Annotated in this window: 21 protein-coding genes; 5 read left to right on the forward strand and 16 right to left on the reverse strand. The window is 34.0% G+C overall.

What is annotated here, in order from left to right:
* Positions 1 to 100: 100 nt before the first annotated feature.
* The 4 genes from MKY90_RS13990 to MKY90_RS14005 all read right to left on the reverse strand — a co-directional run bounded on the left by MKY90_RS13990 (position 101) and on the right by MKY90_RS14005 (position 2071).
* Positions 101 to 418: a DUF4181 domain-containing protein gene (locus MKY90_RS13990; RefSeq protein ID WP_341091628.1), complete on the reverse strand. Its 318-nt coding sequence runs from the start codon at positions 416 to 418 to the stop codon at positions 101 to 103.
* 63 nt (positions 419 to 481) lie between these two features.
* Positions 482 to 1318 (reverse strand): PP2C family serine/threonine-protein phosphatase, encoded by an 837-nt coding sequence (locus MKY90_RS13995; RefSeq protein WP_341091629.1) that lies wholly within the window; start codon positions 1316 to 1318, stop codon positions 482 to 484.
* Positions 1302 to 1793: an HIT family protein gene (locus MKY90_RS14000; RefSeq protein ID WP_078185648.1), complete on the reverse strand. Its 492-nt coding sequence runs from the start codon at positions 1791 to 1793 to the stop codon at positions 1302 to 1304. The genes MKY90_RS13995 and MKY90_RS14000 overlap by 17 nt, the downstream gene beginning before the upstream one ends.
* Positions 1794 to 1897: 104 nt before the next feature.
* Positions 1898 to 2071 (reverse strand): septum formation initiator, encoded by a 174-nt coding sequence (locus tag MKY90_RS14005; protein ID WP_098168320.1) that lies wholly within the window; start codon positions 2069 to 2071, stop codon positions 1898 to 1900.
* A 215-nt stretch (positions 2072 to 2286) separates the two neighbouring features.
* On the opposite strand from MKY90_RS14005, the gene MKY90_RS14010 reads away from it, so the two are divergent.
* Entirely contained in the window at positions 2287 to 2523 is a 237-nt protein-coding gene (locus tag MKY90_RS14010) for a hypothetical protein (protein ID WP_002085127.1), read from the forward strand.
* Positions 2524 to 2570: 47 nt separating this feature from the next.
* On the opposite strand, the gene MKY90_RS14015 is transcribed toward MKY90_RS14010, so the two are convergent.
* Together MKY90_RS14015 and MKY90_RS14020 are read right to left on the reverse strand one after the other, a co-directional pair.
* Positions 2571 to 3407, reverse strand: a complete 837-nt coding sequence (locus MKY90_RS14015) for an ABC transporter permease (RefSeq protein ID WP_002127727.1) — start codon at positions 3405 to 3407, stop codon at positions 2571 to 2573.
* Positions 3400 to 4605 (reverse strand): quaternary amine ABC transporter ATP-binding protein, encoded by a 1206-nt coding sequence (locus MKY90_RS14020; RefSeq protein ID WP_002013036.1) that lies wholly within the window; start codon positions 4603 to 4605, stop codon positions 3400 to 3402. The genes MKY90_RS14015 and MKY90_RS14020 overlap by 8 nt, the downstream gene beginning before the upstream one ends.
* Positions 4606 to 4778: 173 nt before the next feature.
* Between MKY90_RS14020 and MKY90_RS14025 the strand changes: the two genes are divergently transcribed.
* A complete protein-coding gene (locus MKY90_RS14025) occupies positions 4779 to 5636 on the forward strand; it encodes a glycine betaine ABC transporter substrate-binding protein (protein WP_341091631.1) in 858 nt (285 codons plus the stop codon).
* 53 nt (positions 5637 to 5689) lie between these two features.
* Here the strand turns inward: MKY90_RS14025 and clpP are convergent, their stop codons facing one another.
* Together clpP and MKY90_RS14035 are read right to left on the reverse strand one after the other, a co-directional pair.
* Positions 5690 to 6271 carry an ATP-dependent Clp endopeptidase proteolytic subunit ClpP gene (gene clpP, locus MKY90_RS14030; protein ID WP_002136712.1) on the reverse strand — a complete coding sequence of 194 codons (582 nt, stop codon included), beginning with the start codon at positions 6269 to 6271 and terminating at the stop codon, positions 5690 to 5692.
* 20 nt (positions 6272 to 6291) lie between these two features.
* On the reverse strand, positions 6292 to 6978 hold the full coding sequence (locus MKY90_RS14035; RefSeq protein WP_002127730.1) for an RNA polymerase subunit sigma-70: 687 nt from the start codon (positions 6976 to 6978) through the stop codon (positions 6292 to 6294).
* Positions 6979 to 7121: 143 nt separating this feature from the next.
* Between MKY90_RS14035 and MKY90_RS14040 the strand changes: the two genes are divergently transcribed.
* The 3 genes from MKY90_RS14040 to MKY90_RS14050 all read left to right on the forward strand — a co-directional run bounded on the left by MKY90_RS14040 (position 7122) and on the right by MKY90_RS14050 (position 8649).
* Positions 7122 to 7442 (forward strand): 2Fe-2S iron-sulfur cluster-binding protein, encoded by a 321-nt coding sequence (locus MKY90_RS14040; protein WP_002189833.1) that lies wholly within the window; start codon positions 7122 to 7124, stop codon positions 7440 to 7442.
* 4 nt (positions 7443 to 7446) lie between these two features.
* Positions 7447 to 8109 carry a ribose 5-phosphate isomerase A gene (rpiA, locus tag MKY90_RS14045; protein WP_098168322.1) on the forward strand — a complete coding sequence of 221 codons (663 nt, stop codon included), beginning with the start codon at positions 7447 to 7449 and terminating at the stop codon, positions 8107 to 8109.
* 105 nt (positions 8110 to 8214) lie between these two features.
* Positions 8215 to 8649, forward strand: coding sequence for a GNAT family N-acetyltransferase (locus MKY90_RS14050; RefSeq protein ID WP_341091634.1), 435 nt, complete (start codon positions 8215 to 8217; stop codon positions 8647 to 8649).
* Positions 8650 to 8861: 212 nt separating this feature from the next.
* Here the strand turns inward: MKY90_RS14050 and MKY90_RS14055 are convergent, their stop codons facing one another.
* The 8 genes from MKY90_RS14055 to MKY90_RS14090 all read right to left on the reverse strand — a co-directional run bounded on the left by MKY90_RS14055 (position 8862) and on the right by MKY90_RS14090 (position 15953).
* Complete coding sequence (locus MKY90_RS14055) at positions 8862 to 10229, reverse strand: lytic polysaccharide monooxygenase (RefSeq protein WP_341091636.1); 1368 nt, start codon at positions 10227 to 10229, stop codon at positions 8862 to 8864.
* 438 nt (positions 10230 to 10667) lie between these two features.
* Positions 10668 to 11228: a phosphatase gene (locus tag MKY90_RS14060; protein WP_341091637.1), complete on the reverse strand. Its 561-nt coding sequence runs from the start codon at positions 11226 to 11228 to the stop codon at positions 10668 to 10670.
* 76 nt (positions 11229 to 11304) lie between these two features.
* Complete coding sequence (locus MKY90_RS14065; protein ID WP_341091639.1) at positions 11305 to 12501, reverse strand: macrolide family glycosyltransferase; 1197 nt, start codon at positions 12499 to 12501, stop codon at positions 11305 to 11307.
* A gap of 92 nt (positions 12502 to 12593) precedes the next feature.
* Positions 12594 to 13271 (reverse strand): formylglycine-generating enzyme family protein, encoded by a 678-nt coding sequence (locus MKY90_RS14070; RefSeq protein ID WP_033734055.1) that lies wholly within the window; start codon positions 13269 to 13271, stop codon positions 12594 to 12596.
* A gap of 32 nt (positions 13272 to 13303) precedes the next feature.
* Positions 13304 to 13822, reverse strand: coding sequence for a DNA topology modulation protein (locus MKY90_RS14075; RefSeq protein ID WP_033734054.1), 519 nt, complete (start codon positions 13820 to 13822; stop codon positions 13304 to 13306).
* Positions 13819 to 14748, reverse strand: a complete 930-nt coding sequence (locus MKY90_RS14080; protein ID WP_003189829.1) for a phosphotransferase enzyme family protein — start codon at positions 14746 to 14748, stop codon at positions 13819 to 13821. The genes MKY90_RS14075 and MKY90_RS14080 overlap by 4 nt, the downstream gene beginning before the upstream one ends.
* Positions 14749 to 14774: 26 nt before the next feature.
* Positions 14775 to 15161, reverse strand: a complete 387-nt coding sequence (locus MKY90_RS14085; RefSeq protein ID WP_003189827.1) for a ribosomal maturation YjgA family protein — start codon at positions 15159 to 15161, stop codon at positions 14775 to 14777.
* An 81-nt stretch (positions 15162 to 15242) separates the two neighbouring features.
* On the reverse strand, positions 15243 to 15953 hold the full coding sequence (locus tag MKY90_RS14090) for a class I SAM-dependent methyltransferase (RefSeq protein ID WP_341091643.1): 711 nt from the start codon (positions 15951 to 15953) through the stop codon (positions 15243 to 15245).
* Positions 15954 to 15969: the final 16 nt, after the last annotated feature.

A 15969-nucleotide genomic window follows, 5' to 3' on the forward strand; every position in this document is an offset into this window, starting at 1 on the left:
ACGAGTATTCTTGAATGATCTTCATTAAAAATGATCGATTCTGCACGTAAGAAAGGGGTTTTCATTTCTTCTCTCCCTCTTCCTTTAAATTTATACTATATTAAAAGAAGAAATATAGTATGAACCCTGTTATTATTAATGCTGTAACTCCTAATAATGAAATCAAAAACTCCCGCGATTCCTTATCATATTTCCACTCCATATATGATTGAAATCCATATAACGTAATAAAAAACAAAAGAGGTACACAGCCCATATATATACGATTTGGAAGAAAAGTGCTTATAGCAATAACAACTATATAAGAGGAAATAATAATTCTATTTCCCCATTTATGTGTATCATTCACATATTGGTTATTCCATCCTTTTTGTTTCGGTATATTTAACTGTCTTCTCGCTATTCTTTCAAAAACCAATAAAGATAGCACCCATAAAATTAATAAGGATATTTTTGTAACTGACAGAAAACCCTCTCCTTTTTATTTTTTCACTTTAATTTTCTCCGGCTGATCACTCGGATACGTAGCATATGCATCATTTTCATAATCCCAACTAATAATGGTCGCACTATCTCGTCCTAATTGATGATGAACGTGTTCTAAAATATTGTGAACATTTTCTTTAAGCTCTATATTATTTTTATTCATATCACTGTATAGGTTTAATGGCATTTCATAACGGCGTTCCCCGCATTCTAATACCCCATCTGTCACCATTACAATTCGATTCTTTCCAGTACGTAGTTCACGAATTCCTGAAGAATAGCATGGAACGGGTAAATCAAACGTGTTTACATTACCAATCCATTCATAAAATTGACGTTGGTTTAATGTATATTGTCCTAATTTATGTAATTCATCATGAAATACATAAACTAGGCAATCACCAATAGATAGCCACCATATGTAATTTTCTTTTCTTACACATATTAAGCAAGCTGTTTCACCTTTTACTCTTTTGCACTTTTCTTTAAATGAGGAGGATTGAAAAATTGTAAGTATATGATTTTCAACAGATCGAAATACTGTTTCAATCAGTTCATTCATAATTACTTTTATATTTTCATATTCTGCTTGAATCGTACTTACTACTAAATCAACACTTTCTGCACTATTATGTCCGTCTAATATAACGGTAAATTCCCAATCACCATTCGACCAAACTAATGCACCGTCTTCATTCTTTTTTGCTCCGGCACTTATATTCCCACCGTATTTACCAAGTACGATATCACCATATTGCTTGACTGAAGCTTCGTCTAAACACATTTCCCTACTTCCAACCCATGAATATTGTGCATTATTTGTTGTATGCATACTCATTTACCATATACTTTCGTATTCTTTCGCATAGTTTTTTAATTTTCTCTGAATCTCCATGTGGTGCACCAGTCCAATTTGCTACTTCAGTCGGTGACCAAAACTCTTTTGGTGTATTTGGATAACGCGGAATAATGTGCATATGCAAATGTGGTACACCATTACCTGAAACGAAACTGTAAATATGTTCTGCACCTTTGCTTTCTTTAAGCGCTTTACTTACTCTACTTGTTATCAGTCCAAATGCCTTTGCCTCATCTTCAGTTAATTCAGCGAGACCAGGTACATGTCTCTTTATATCAATCATTACATAACCAAGATATGTTTCTTCTGCATCCCAATGGACATGTCCAACGTAAATGAGTTCATCTTCGTAAATAGCTCCACCTGGAACTGTAATGTTCCCTTTATGTTTTTCACAAATGAAGCAGTTTTGTTCTGCTTGATTGTTTATTGGCATATCCATCACCATCCTTTGCATATATAATATCATAAAAAAAGGAAGAATAGGTTTTATATTCCGAAAATTCAATCTCTTGAAATGAGAATTTTCACATTAAAATAATTTACAACTCATTATTTCTTCAAAAGCGTAATCCCCATTCCAACTGCAATCCCAATCGCTATTCCGATTGCTATATTATCATTAAATACACCAGGAATTACACCGATTACAACACCTATAGCGACACCAATTGTCATAGCATCATTTCTTTTTTTATTATTAGCCAAAATAGTATCTCCTCTCATAATTTCTCCCCATATAATATCCATTTACATGAACTTTGCTGTCTACTAATATATTTGCTATTCCGCTTGAAAATTTCCAAAAAATGTACTTTATTACTTTTCCATTCCCCCTACATAATCCTCTTCGTTTGAAAGAATTTTTAAGTCACCATTACATATACATAGGCATTTACTATAAGAAAGATCAGTAATTTATTGAAGGAGGAACGATTCAAATGTATCCTCATTGGAATCCAAATATAAATCAACAATATGCTTACTCCCCCCATCCAGTAAGGAATACACTGCATTATGATTCGCAATACATGATGCAGCGCATCGCAAGCCTTGAAAGCCAATTAGCTAAATTAATCTCATTAATCGAAGAAAATAATCAATTAATAAAATCAATGGAACAACAGCAAAACCAAGTTTGTGCACCAGCTGGAGGTTCTGTTATTGTTCGGATGTAATTCGAATTCAAAAAACACACTTTGTAGTATAAAGTGTGTTTTTTGAATTATTTTCTTTTTGTATAAAACCCTTGCGTAATTCGGTCTAATATAATCGCAATCACGACGATAGCTAGTCCAGCTTCAAATCCCATTCCGATATTTACTTGTGTTACAGAGCGATATACATCGACGCCAAGTCCTGGCGCTCCTACAAGTGAAGCTGTTACAACCATTGATAACGAAAGCATAATACTTTGATTCACGCCAGCCATGATCGTTCCCGTTGCGAGCGGTAATTGTACTTTAAATAATTTTTGTGATGCGGTAGAGCCAAACGCATTCGCAGCTTCAATTAAATCTTCTGGAACTTGTCTAATTCCTAAGTCTGTAAATCTGATTGTCGGTGGCATAGCAAAAATAACGGAAGCAATAATGCCTGGTACAACGCCTACTCCAAAAAATGTTATCGCGGGAATGAGATAGACGAATGCCGGCATTGTTTGCATAAAATCTAATGTCGGTTTTAAAAATTTTGAGAAACGTTCATTTTGAGATGCTAAAATGCCAATGGGAATTCCGATAATAATTGAAATAATAACTGACGTAAGTACGAGCGCTAATGTTTGCATCGTTTGTGCCCAGTAGTTAATATTTAAAATAAATAATAATCCGATGAGCGTAAAAATGACTAAAGATAATTTCCTCGTTGTGTACCAAATGAGGAAACATAAGATGATAATCATCACTATGGCTGGTATTATTGTTAAAAAATTAGTGAGTAAATCAACAAATCCACCGATAATATAGGAGAATCCTCGGAACAAGCCTTCAAAGTGCTCATATAAACTTGCAACAAATGAATCGACCCATTCGCCTAATGGAATGCGCGGAATATTATTCATCGTCTTTCACCTCTTCCTCGATGTTTCCTGCAAGAGCTTGAATGACACTTTCACGTTTAATAATTCCTCTCAACCTTTTCTTTTCATCAATTACGGGTAATGGATATTTCATCTCCGCCATTTTTGCATACGTTTCTTCCAGTAATGTATCTAGATAAACGTGTGGAATATCGTTAAGTAATAAATCAGCAATTGGCCATTGTTTTTTCATTGCTTTACTTGCATCATCCGCTGTTAAAATACCTAAAAACTCATACTTTTTGTTCACAACATATACCGTAGAAACACCTGCATTTCTCATAATTTGCAGAGCTACACGCGGCCCACGATCGATTAATAACGTTTCTGGTCTTTTTAAAATAGATTCTGCCGTAATTACTTTTCCTAAATTCACATCCGCCACGAATTTCTCTACAAATTCATTTGCAGGGCTCATCATAATTTCTTCCGGTGTTCCAATTTGGACAATTTCTCCATCTTTCATTAATGCGATACGATCACCAATTCGAAGAGCTTCATCTAAATCATGTGTAATAAAAATAATTGTTTTTTCCATTTTATCTTGTAACTCTAACAATTCATCTTGCATTTCTTTTCGAATTAGTGGATCTAATGCACTAAATGACTCGTCCATTAGTAATACATCTGGATTATTCGTTAGTGCCCTTGCAATTCCAACACGCTGCTGCATACCACCACTAAGTTGACTAGGGTAATTATCTTTATGATGATCGAGTCCTACTAACTGTAGCGATTCTAACGCCTTATTTTCTCGTTCCTCTACTGGAACTCCTTGAATTTCTAACCCGTACGCAACATTTTGTATTACCGTGCGATGTGGAAATAAAGCAAACTTCTGAAAAACCATACTCATTTTCGTCCTTCTTACTCTTCGCAATTCTTCTTTTCCCATCGTTGCGATGTCTTCACCATCTATGTATATATGCCCGGCTGTCGGTTTGATTAATTGATTTAGCATTCGAACTAGCGTTGATTTCCCGCTACCGGATAAACCCATAATAACGAAAATTTCTCCGGTGTATACTTCAAACGTTGCCTTTTTCACACCAACGTTCATTCCTGTCTCTTTTAAAATTTCGGATTTGCTTTTTCCTTCTTTTAATAAGGTAAGCGCTCGTTGCGGATGTTTCCCAAAGACTTTTGTTACATTTTCAACACGTACCTTTGTATTATCCATGTCACTACTCCTTTTCTACCCATCTATTTACATAGTGTTGCGATTTTACAGAGAAATATTACATAAAAATGACATATATAAGATTTCTTTAAAAATTCTTGTTTCCGTTCATAATAAGAAGGTTCACTTATAGATTAATTTATAAAAAGCAAAAGCTTCACAGGAGGTTTTGAATGCGAAAAAAAATATGGATTATAAGTCTGTTACTATTTATTAGTATGATTTTCACTTCTTGTAATGCAACAAATGCAAATTCGAAAGGAAAAATTAAACTTGGTGTAACAAGTTGGAAAGAAAATATCGCAACCGCAAATATGTGGAAAGTTTTATTAGAAGAAAAAGGCTATAAAGTTGAACTCATGTATTTAGAAAAAGCTGCGATATGGACTGGCGTCGCACGTGGTGATGTTGATGCGAATCTAGAAGTATGGCTTCCTGTTACGGATAAACCATTAAATGCCCGTTACAAAGATGACTTCGTCTTAAAATCAAAATGGTATGAAGGTACTGGGCTTGGTTTAGTCGTCCCTTCTTATGTGAAAAACGTTAACAGTATTGAAGATTTAAATGCACATAAAGATGAACTAGATAATAAAATTGTTGGGATTGAACCTGGTAGTAGCCTAATGAATTTAACGAATAAAGCAATAAAGGAATATGATATAAAACTAAAACTTGTCCAATCTTCAGAAGCTGCGATGATGAGCGAACTAAAGAAGGCATATACTAAAAAGAAACCAATCGCTGTTACGCTTTGGAATCCTCATTGGGGCTTTTCAGAATTTGACTTAAAATATTTAAAAGACCCTAAGAAAGTATATGGTGAAAAAGATGACATTTATTACTCCGTTCGTAAAGGTTTCGAAAAAGCTCATCCGGATATTGTGAAATACTTTGATCAATGGAAAATGAACGATGAACAACTTGGTACGTTAATGGTCATGTTAAATAAAACGAAAGATCCAGAAGAAGCTGCTCGAAAATGGATAAAAAAGAATCAAGCTTTAGTTGATGAATGGATAAAAGAATAAAGAATGACAAAAACAGGCTAGAGAATTTAGTATATTCTCTAGCCTGTTTTACGTTATTTTTTCTCAATAACTGCATCAACAATTCCATATTCCTTCGCTTCTACTGCCGTCATAAAATAATCTCTTTCTGTATCATGAGCTACCTTTTCTACTGGTTGCCCTGTTCGATCAGATATAATTTTGTTAATATCATGTTTTAACTTTAATATTCTTTTTGCTGTAATTTCAATCTCCGTTGCTTGCCCTTTTACACCGCCGAGCGGTTGATGAATCATGATTTCACTGTTAGGGAGCGCAAATCTTTTTCCTTTTGCGCCAGCTAATAGTAAAAGCGCACCAAATGATGCCGCAAAGCCCATACAAAGTGTTTGCACATCTGGTTTAATAAGGTTCATCGTATCTAATATTGCAAATCCCGCTGTCGTTGAACCACCCGGACTATTGATATACAGGAATATATCTTTTTCTGCATCTTCCGCTTCTAAAAACAATAATTGTGCTACTACACTGCTTGCAACTTGATCGTTAATTTCTGAACCAATCATAATAATTCGGTCTTTTAATAATCTTGAATATATATCATAGGAGCGTTCTCCTAATTTCGTTTGTTCTATTACGTAAGGAATTACACTCATTATAAATCCCTCCATCTGTTTTATGCCGCATTAAGCATACAACTGTAAGAAGAAGATTGTTTCATACTGAAGAATAACACTGGTTGTATTGATGGTAACTTAGTGAAATCTATTGTTGGGAGAAGTTTCGTCAACAATTCAGGTCTTTCTTCTCGAATAGAAGTTACAACGATTTCAACATCATCCGTGTACTCCACTATTTCAATGCCTTCTTCATTTACAGTTTTCAGCCTATTTCTACTCCTAAATAAAGATGCTTTCACTGCCCCTTCTGATACAGAGCATATTTTTGCAATATCCGCGATACTATACTGAAAAACATCCTTCAATAATAAAATTACGGATTGTTGCACATTTAACGAAGACAATACTTTCCCTACCATTTCATGCAAATCTGCAATTTTTCCATGTGGTTCTTCAAATGTATTTTGCTGTTCTAACTTTTCTTGAACGGATTTTGATTTCATTTGATCTAACCATTGATTTCGAGCAATTTTATACAGAAGCGTTATACAAATTTCCTTCTCACTATACTTTTGAAGAACTTTGCAAATTGCTTCTTGGGCAAGGTCTTCCCCATCCCATTTGTTTTTCGTCAAAAACGTACAGTATCTTTTTACCTCTGCATAATGTGTAATTAAAAAATTTATATTTGAATGATTCATATCGATATGATCCTTTAAAACCTGAGTTACTTTTGTGCACAAAATAACCACTCCTTTTCAGCGCTTACTTAATAAACGATTGAACAAATAAAAAAGTTACGGGGCTTATAATTAATTTTATGTTTATGTTCATGAATACGGGTCATAAATATGTTATATAGCATTTTACATGAGGAGGAATCAATTTGCCAAAATTAACAGTTGAAGGTACCGGAACTTTTGATATTAAAGAAGGAACGAAATTAGTCTTAGCACTTGAAGATAACGGTGTACACATTCTTCATCGTTGCGGTGGCAAAGCAAGATGTACAACTTGTAGAGTTGAAGTCATTGCAGGTGATTTTTGTGAGGCGACAAATGATGAAAAACAAGCTATTACGGAAAAAGGAATTGAAGACCACTTACGATTATCGTGCCAAATGCGTGTACATAAAGATATTACCGTTCGCCCTATACTTACAGTTGAAAATTCCGGTTTAGATGCTGGATCACGCCCGGCGGAGTAAAAGGATGAATTTAAAACAGCTAGCCGGTGAATATGCTGCTGGCTTTGTAAAAGATGGAATGAAGGTTGGACTTGGTACGGGTTCAACTGTATATTGGACAATACAAAAGTTAGGTGAACGTGTGCAAGAAGGTTTATCCATTCAAGCTGTACCAACGTCAAAAGAAACTGAAGTATTAGCTAAACAACTAGCTATTCCTTTAATCTCTTTAAATGAAATCGACATACTCGATCTTACAATCGATGGTGCAGATGAAATCAATAATGATTTACAATTAATAAAAGGTGGCGGTGGTGCATTACTTCGCGAAAAAATTGTCGCTACCTCCTCTGAAAAGCTTATAATTATTGCAGATGAATCCAAACTCGTTTCACATTTAGGTACCTTTCCACTTCCTATTGAAATCATCCCCTTCTCTTGGAAGCAAACTGAAAAGAGAATTCAATCTTTAGGATGCGAAACACGTTTACGTATGAAAGATGGCGGACCATTTATAACTGATAACGGCAATTTAATTATTGATTGTATTTTTCCAAACAAAATATTGAATCCAAATGATACACATACAGAGTTAAAGATGATTACCGGTGTAGTTGAAACAGGATTATTTATCAATATGACGAGCAAAGCGATCATCGGAACAAAAAACGGTATAAAAGAATATTAAGCATTTTAAAGGCTGACTTTTGCAAGTCAGTTTTTTCTTTTATAGTATTACATTATGATATACTATGAAAACACATTCATATCACACTAGAAAGGACTGAACAATTTGCAATCCAAACTTATAACAGAACTTACAGATTTAGAAACTGCCTTTCACATTCGAAAAGAAGTGTTCGTAAAAGAACAAGGTGTCCCACTTGAAGATGAATTCGATACATATGACCAAATTGGCGAGGCATGCAAACATATATTAGTTTATTATAATGAACTTCCTGTAGGAACTGGCCGTATACAATTCGTTGACGGAATGGGTAAACTAGAAAGAATTTGTATTTTAAAAGACTATCGCAAATACGGATTAGGCAAAGTAATCATTCAAAAGTTAGAAGAGATTGCTCATAACAAAGAAGCAAACAAAGTTAAACTACACGGTCAAACACAAGCTGAAGGGTTTTATGAAAAATTAGGCTATCAAACTTCTTCCGACCTATTTATGGAAGATGGAATTCCACATATTCTTATGACGAAAGTGTTATCATAATAGAAAGGTTACTATATGATTCTACATTATGTATTCGTATAGTAACCTTTCTGTAGCGTATTCGTTTGAAAGTCTCTTTGATGAATATTCTAGATTAATACAAAAAGACGACGCTGAATACGTCGTCTTTTTTATAAGCAGAAAAGTTAATTCTCAAGCTTCCTTTTTTTGTATCAAAGCCCATCATCTTTCATTTCATTTTAAGGTAAAGCTTACACTGTTTTCCATAAGGATAAAGCAAAAATCCAGTTTGGATCCCCATGTCCTTCATAATTCTGGACTGCCTCATACACTTTTCCCTTGTGTAAAACTCTATCTCCCTTTTTATATGCTTTCTTTGCATTCCACGCTTCATATGAAGCGCTTTCAGTTTTTGTAGTAATTGTGAACGTATCACTTTGTACGGATTCATTTCCAACTACATCCACTGCTTTCACTGCATATTTATAAGTAGTATTAGCGAGTAAATTTTTATCCATATAAGAAGTCGTATTGGATGTTGCAATTTTTTTCATTGTTCCTTCTATTTCTCTATAAATATCGTAATAGTCTACACCAACGTTATCATCAGATGGACTCCACATTAGATCCACACTTGACGCTGTTGTTCCCATGCTATGTAATCCTTTTGGTTGTGTTGGTGCTTCTGTATCAGGAGCCTCAACTGTCGTTTTCACTGTAAGCGCTGTACTTTCTTTCGATACATTGCCAGCCGCGTCAATTGCTTTTACAGTATAAGTGTATTCTGTACTTGGTTTTAATTGTTTATTAATAAAATGAGTGCCTAGTACAGTGTCAATCATCTCTCCGTTACGGAAAACTTGATATCCTTTCACCCCTACATTATCCGTAGAAGTGTTCCATGTTAGTTCTATACTATTTGCTGTTACTTTTTGCGTCTGAAGTCCATTTGGAATACTTGGAGCTTCTGTGTCTGGTTTCACATCGTTGATGAGGTTAACATCAATTACATTATAGAATGCATTTACTGTATCAGCTACATCCCATACTGCTAAAATCACATGATATCCACTACGGTCAGTAGGTACATTGATTTTGTGAGTTAAATTATTTGAAGCTGCAGAACCATCATGTTGTACAGTGCCAATCGGCTCAAAGTCTGCTCTTGTTAGTGCTTTATTTGGATTCCATCCTTTTTTTGTAATATAGTAATGCCATTTGCTTGTTAAGTGAGGCGCTGTATACTTCCAAGTAAATGTATTTTCCCCACCAGTGATTGTATTTTTAAACCAACGATCCGCTGCTTGTTGATCTAAAATACCGCCAAATTTGCCACCTGCAGAAGCGATTTGCCCATCAACTGGGCCACCTTGTGGGAATCCTTTTGGAGCTTCTAAACTTTGTGGTTCATACATAACACTTCCGCAGTTTACATTTAGAGCACCATAAGTTGGACTACATAAAGCGGAACGGCTACCAGGCTTTTCAACAAAGCCGTGCGCGTATGCATTTTGAGGGATAAGTGTCGTGCCGATAATTCCAGCTGTTAATGCAACAGCTCCTATACTTTTTTTGTTCATTTTCAAGTTTTGTAGTTGTTTTAAAAATCGATTATTCATGTTCCTGTCCCCTTCTTGTTATACTTCGTAGTGTAATGTGGGCTTTGATGTAAAAGAATAACAAGAGTCAACCTTATTTCGTGTATACGTAAATATGCATACACCGTCGTAAAGAAACATTTCATTTCTTGTGATATATTTCACTTACTGAATATATCATGACATAGAAATCACCTAAATGTGTGCAGAAGTTGTGCAGAAACAGTGAAATTACTACTAACACGTAAAACTACATCCTAAATTTATAAAGTAAAAGTGAGCAATAGAAATTGTAGTACTTGTAATGAAAAATTTTAGGTATATATATGGATGAATTGCACCAAGTCGTCTTGAAACCCTTCATCGTTAACTTAAAACGCATGGCAATGTGAGATCACATTATTTTAAAACAACGTGCCATCTCCATTTTCCATATATCTTTCTATCAATACTTTGAAATTACTTATCACTTGTAAACATTTCCGAATCCGTCAATATAGTTTCATAAAACTTATCATATTCTTCACTGTATTGAAGTTTTAACTTTTCTATTAAACTTGTATCTGGTGAAACAATGTCAATAACGTCTGTACTTATATACAATAAATAAGTATCGTTATAAAAAAAAATATACGCTTGCTGACCACCATTAACGACATACTTGCAATACTTATATACTTCATCTTCATGTACACCTTTAATCGTAGTAAATATGATTGTACTTTCAAGATCATCAACGTCTACTTTCGTTTCTGTCCAATTCTTAATCTTCATGAACCTCCCAATTTTTGTTTTCTCATTTATTCTCTTACTTTTACCATATGTTATGTAACCGGAAATAAATGAAACATCAATCGTATCAGGACTTTTAAAAAGTTCAGTCAAAATCCCTCTTAATCCTCTCAAATTACTCTCAAATAATTCTATATCGAATCTAATTCTATTTTTCGCCTCCACTTGAAAAAATGGTGTAGCTGTCATATCAGCAAAATTTACATCTAGTATTTTCATTCTTTCCATTTCATCAATTCCTCGCTTCATATAACATAAAAGTGTCTATATCATTTAATATAGACACCCTTTCACATGTATAGTTTTAATAACAGCCTGTAAATTTAAAAATTTCATCAACAGCTTGCTTATACCCACCTGATTTTCGGAAAGACTCCTTCATATTCAAAACAGTTTCTTTGAATGAAGAGTTATTTAATACTAGATCTACACTCTCACGTAGTTGACTCTCCGTTAATCCTTGCATTTGTAATGTAACCCCTGCTCCGAGATTCTCAACTTGCCTTGCGATTACTGGCTGATCTGCACTTTGCGGAATTACAACGAGTGGAACACCGTTATATATCCCTTCATGCGTACTGTTCATACCGCCGTGTGTAATAAATAGTTTCGTATATTTGAGAAGTTCAGTTTGTGGTACATAGTTTTTCACAATGAAGTTTTTAGGGATATTACCTAAATCACTTATTTCCGTTTTGTTGCCAATAGACATAACAAGTGTATGCTTACTATTCTCGAACGCCTTCATACAAAGTTTATAAAAATCAAGCGCTTCATTAAAAACAGTACCTAATGAAATGTAAATCAGGCTTTTTTCTTCAATTGAAGTGTAATCAAAACCTTCATTTTTCACTTGTGTAGAGATAGATGGTCCCACAAATTTGAATGTTGCATTAAATGTATCCCCAAAAGGTTGGAACTCCTTAATTGTATACACAATAGTAAGTGAAGCTGGATTACAGAAAACTTCATACGGTGAGTTTATATTAACACCATATTTTTCTGTAATTCCATTAGTTAAGTTTTCAAAATCATTATGTATTCTATCCTGAACTTCCAGTGGGATATTTTTAGAAAGATGGTCTAACATTTGTTTAAATGATTTTTCATCTTGTGCAAAAGATGTGCATGAATTTATGGCTGGAAGATTAAGAATTTGGGCAATTAAGCGACCACAGCCAAACATCGAATCATGAATAATATAATCAAAATGTTCACCTTCAATTTGTTCTAGAACACTAGGTATTACAATATCAGCTGTATGTAGAAGGCCGTTTATTCTTTCCTGTAAATAATTTCGACCACCGGAAAGAAATGCTTTTATAAATTTTTCATCATCAATCGTTCGTACAGTAGCACCTGTCTTCTCAATACGCTCCCTGAAAGCCTCTATTGAAAAATAAACTACCTCTTCACCGCGAGAAATCAGTTCTTCTACAACATGTAATGTTGGATTTATATGTCCTTCTGATCCAGCGTTAATGAATAAAACACGTGCCATTCAAAACACTCCTTAAATTTTAAAATTTCTATGTTGTAAAGAGTATGGATACTTTCCATACTCTTTACGGAGTTATATGTATCATTTTCCTGCTAAATTGACCTAGCAAGCCTAAAACCGAGATCATCTATATGAAACGTAGGATGACTACGACGGCGACAAGTGGCACCGCAACCTCTAGCTGCTTCAGCCCAACTACCACCACGAAAAATGCGGTATGACCCGTACACTGTTTCATCATACAAATCATAGCACCATTCCCAAACGTTCCCTAACATATCATAAAGTCCCCATGCATTCGGCTCTTTTTTACCGACGTCATGAATTTGCCCACTTGAATTTTCATTATACCACGCTATTTTCTGAAGTTCCCCATACGTATATCCCGTCGTACCTGCTTTACATGCATATTGCCACTCTGCCTCAGACGGTAATCGATAGCCATTTGAATGCAAGTTACAACTAACCTTTTTCCCATCATCTTGTATAGAATAATACTCTGTAAACCCTGCTATTTTAGACAGTAAATTACAAAAAGCAATTGCATCATGCCATGAAATATTTACAACAGGTTTATTACCATTTTCATTACCATTTAGTGCACGATTCGTAATTGCGTAATATAATTCCGCTGTTACAACATACTTTGCAAGAAGAAATGGTTTTATTTGAACTTGCCATTCTTTTTTTATTCGATCATCTCTTAATTCTACTTTTCCTGTTGGAATTTTCACCATATTAGAGTCAACCGGGCCAATGAATCTATTCAATCCTATCCCCCCATGTTACTTCTTTTTATAATCTAACTATTTATGGTATCGTGCTTCTCTAAAAATAGTCTTACTTCATTTGAAGATTTTAAAATAATAACATCTTTATCCTTACTCAATTGATTTAGCCTCTTTAAAATTGAAGGTCGTTTCGTTTTAGGATATTCCCATATCCATTTGAAAAATTGCAAGTCAAATCTTTCTTCACATCCAGCCCCCATATCCGGTCTTGTTTTATTCCGATATTGCACAATTCTTTTAAAAGCACGATAAACACAAATTGTTCTATGAATATCAAGAAAGATAATTGTATCAGCTGCGTTAATTCTTATGTCCATTGTCCCGCCATAATTCCCATCAATAATCCACTTTTCCCCTTTAACTAATTCATTTTGAACCGTTCTTTGCTCCTCTTTCGGTACACCCTCCCAATTTGGTTTCCAAAATAGTGCATCAAGATGATGCACCTTAATATTTAATTTATTCCCTAACTGTTTTGCTAATGTAGATTTTCCTGAACCACCAGAACCTATTAATATAATTTTTTTCATATGAGTACGCTTCTTTCTATAGATTCTTCAATATCTTCCTTATTAGCAAAAATCCATAAAAACATCTCTTCATTTAACTTTAGTAAATCTTTTAACTGAACAAAATAAGTAATAAATATAATTTGAATTGAAAGCATTACATACCAAATTGATTGTAGTTCTGCTCTCGTTAAAATGTTTTGCTTATAATATCCTTTAAAAATTTCACTTACAATTTGTAACCATTTCCCTCTTAATGTTTCATCACTAAATATCTCACTTAAAATACTTGTACAGCAATAGCATAAATCGAATACTCTAACGTTTTCTTCTAGAAGCTCAAAATCGATAAACCCTTGAAAATCACTTTCTCTAAAGATTACATTTGATAAGTGCATATCGCGATGAATAATTTGTTTCGGTAATGAGTGAACCGTTTCCTTGAAAGCTGTATGTATTTGATCCATTTTTTGAATTACATCCTGATGAACATGCTCATTCTTTACTAAATTCGGTAAAGCCCATTCGTATACCACTTTATATAACTCTCTTTTTATTAACTCGTTAGCACTATTCACTGAATTTAGTTCGTGATGTAAATTAGCCATTTCCTCTCCAATTGTGCTTCCTAGCACTTTTAGCTTTTCTGTATCTTTGATTTCTAGTACACTTCCGGCAACATATTCGTACAAACAATAATTCTTCTCTTTATACAATACGTACCTTTCATCATTTCTCGTTTTTACTAATTTTTGTACTTTAACTCCTTTTTCATCAAGCTGTTCTAATACATTTAGTTCAACTAGAAACTGTTTTATCGATCCCTTTCCCTTTAAAATATACGCCTTATTATTACAATGAATCTTCGTTACGTTTGGTTGAATTTCAGTAGCTGTGACACCTTTATCTTGAAACCAAAACTTTGCAATTTCTAATATATCCTTCATGTACAAATCCCCCTTTTTAAAGTCACTTATTTCTTCCGTAGCATAAACTCACAAAACATTCCAATCCCAACACCAATTGTATAAGCAACTAGATCACTCCATAAAAATCCGTAACCTAATACGAGTCCACCTAAAGTCGTTGCTCGAATGCTATCTATCCATTCCGCATGGTACAATTGACTAATTTCAATCCCGTAGCAAAATATCAAACTAATAAAAGCTAATTTCCTCGTTTCTATTTTAGGAAACAAAAATCCGAATCCAACGAAAATCATTAACGCCCATAAAGCATCACCTAAGTAATCATTTAATAAATCAGGTAACGCAAAAGCAAACTTTCTTGAACTAAGGCCTAAAATAATAACAACTATAGTAAACATTGCATATAGTAATCTATTTCGTTTCGTATTCATTTCAAAATCTCCTAATATATAATGTAAAACTGCAAATAGCTAGTAAAATATAATCATTTTACTAGCTATTTATATACGGTTTCACTTTGTATTCTTCGCTTTTATAATAAGGAAATGCGGGTTAGTGTTTAAATAATAATATGATTTTTCATCTACTTCCTTCATCTTTTCAATCGGTTTCGGCTCGACTAACTCTTCTAATACAAAATTACTCGTTGTTTCATTTATAATATCTTGAAGTGACCTTCTAAAGAAACTTACTTCAATTGTAATATTAGGTTTCCGCCAAGTATCTACTAACAATTGCGTTTTAAAATAATCTTCACACGGAAACTTTGTAAAATCCATAAATGGGTGATGAACGGAATACACAAATAAACCACCTGTTTTAAGGACGCGATGAAACTCTTGAAATACATTACTCCAATTTTGCAAGTAATGAAGAGTAAGCGAACTTACAATCATATCAAAAGAATTATCTTCAAATGGTAATGTTTCTTGAAGGTCATGACAAAGAAATGTTGCTTTATCACCTGTACTTTCCTTTGCGGCTTTTACCATTTCAGAACTTACATCAATTGCTGTAACGTTTGCTCCTCTTCCTACGAATTGAGAAGTATACCATCCAGCTGCACATCCAGCATCTAGTATTCTCTTCCCTTCTAGTTTCTTTGGAATAATCTCCATCATCGCTGGTCTTTCATAATAACTGTTATATGGATTTGCCAAATCTAGATTTTCTTTATATGTACTCGCTAATTTATCATACGTATCTTTGATTGAGTCTTTCATTACATCCACTCCTAAT

Origin of the sequence: Bacillus sp. FSL P2-0099 (genome assembly GCF_038007445.1) — a bacterium.
Lineage (GTDB): Bacteria > Bacillota > Bacilli > Bacillales > Bacillaceae_G > Bacillus_A > Bacillus_A mycoides.

What these genes read in the sequence shown, in the direction of transcription:
- MKY90_RS14090 (WP_341091643.1), bottom strand. Translation starts at nt 15,953, where the DNA reads ATGAAAGACTCAATCAAAGATACGTATGATAAATTAGCGAGTACATAT.
- MKY90_RS14000 (WP_078185648.1), bottom strand. Translation starts at nt 1,793, where the DNA reads ATGGTGATGGATATGCCAATAAACAATCAAGCAGAACAAAACTGCTTC.
- clpP (WP_002136712.1), bottom strand. Translation starts at nt 6,271, where the DNA reads ATGAGTGTAATTCCTTACGTAATAGAACAAACGAAATTAGGAGAACGC.
- MKY90_RS14065 (WP_341091639.1), bottom strand. Translation starts at nt 12,501, where the DNA reads ATGGCACGTGTTTTATTCATTAACGCTGGATCAGAAGGACATATAAAT.
- MKY90_RS14010 (WP_002085127.1), top strand. Translation starts at nt 2,287, where the DNA reads ATGTATCCTCATTGGAATCCAAATATAAATCAACAATATGCTTACTCC.
- MKY90_RS14025 (WP_341091631.1), top strand. Translation starts at nt 4,779, where the DNA reads ATGCGAAAAAAAATATGGATTATAAGTCTGTTACTATTTATTAGTATG.
- MKY90_RS14085 (WP_003189827.1), bottom strand. Translation starts at nt 15,161, where the DNA reads ATGAATACGAAACGAAATAGATTACTATATGCAATGTTTACTATAGTT.
- MKY90_RS14015 (WP_002127727.1), bottom strand. Translation starts at nt 3,407, where the DNA reads ATGAATAATATTCCGCGCATTCCATTAGGCGAATGGGTCGATTCATTT.
- MKY90_RS14020 (WP_002013036.1), bottom strand. Translation starts at nt 4,605, where the DNA reads ATGGATAATACAAAGGTACGTGTTGAAAATGTAACAAAAGTCTTTGGG.
- MKY90_RS14055 (WP_341091636.1), bottom strand. Translation starts at nt 10,229, where the DNA reads ATGAATAATCGATTTTTAAAACAACTACAAAACTTGAAAATGAACAAA.
- rpiA (WP_098168322.1), top strand. Translation starts at nt 7,447, where the DNA reads ATGAATTTAAAACAGCTAGCCGGTGAATATGCTGCTGGCTTTGTAAAA.
- MKY90_RS14075 (WP_033734054.1), bottom strand. Translation starts at nt 13,822, where the DNA reads ATGAAAAAAATTATATTAATAGGTTCTGGTGGTTCAGGAAAATCTACA.
- MKY90_RS14005 (WP_098168320.1), bottom strand. Translation starts at nt 2,071, where the DNA reads ATGAGAGGAGATACTATTTTGGCTAATAATAAAAAAAGAAATGATGCT.
- MKY90_RS14060 (WP_341091637.1), bottom strand. Translation starts at nt 11,228, where the DNA reads ATGGAAAGAATGAAAATACTAGATGTAAATTTTGCTGATATGACAGCT.
- MKY90_RS14080 (WP_003189829.1), bottom strand. Translation starts at nt 14,748, where the DNA reads ATGAAGGATATATTAGAAATTGCAAAGTTTTGGTTTCAAGATAAAGGT.
- MKY90_RS13995 (WP_341091629.1), bottom strand. Translation starts at nt 1,318, where the DNA reads ATGCATACAACAAATAATGCACAATATTCATGGGTTGGAAGTAGGGAA.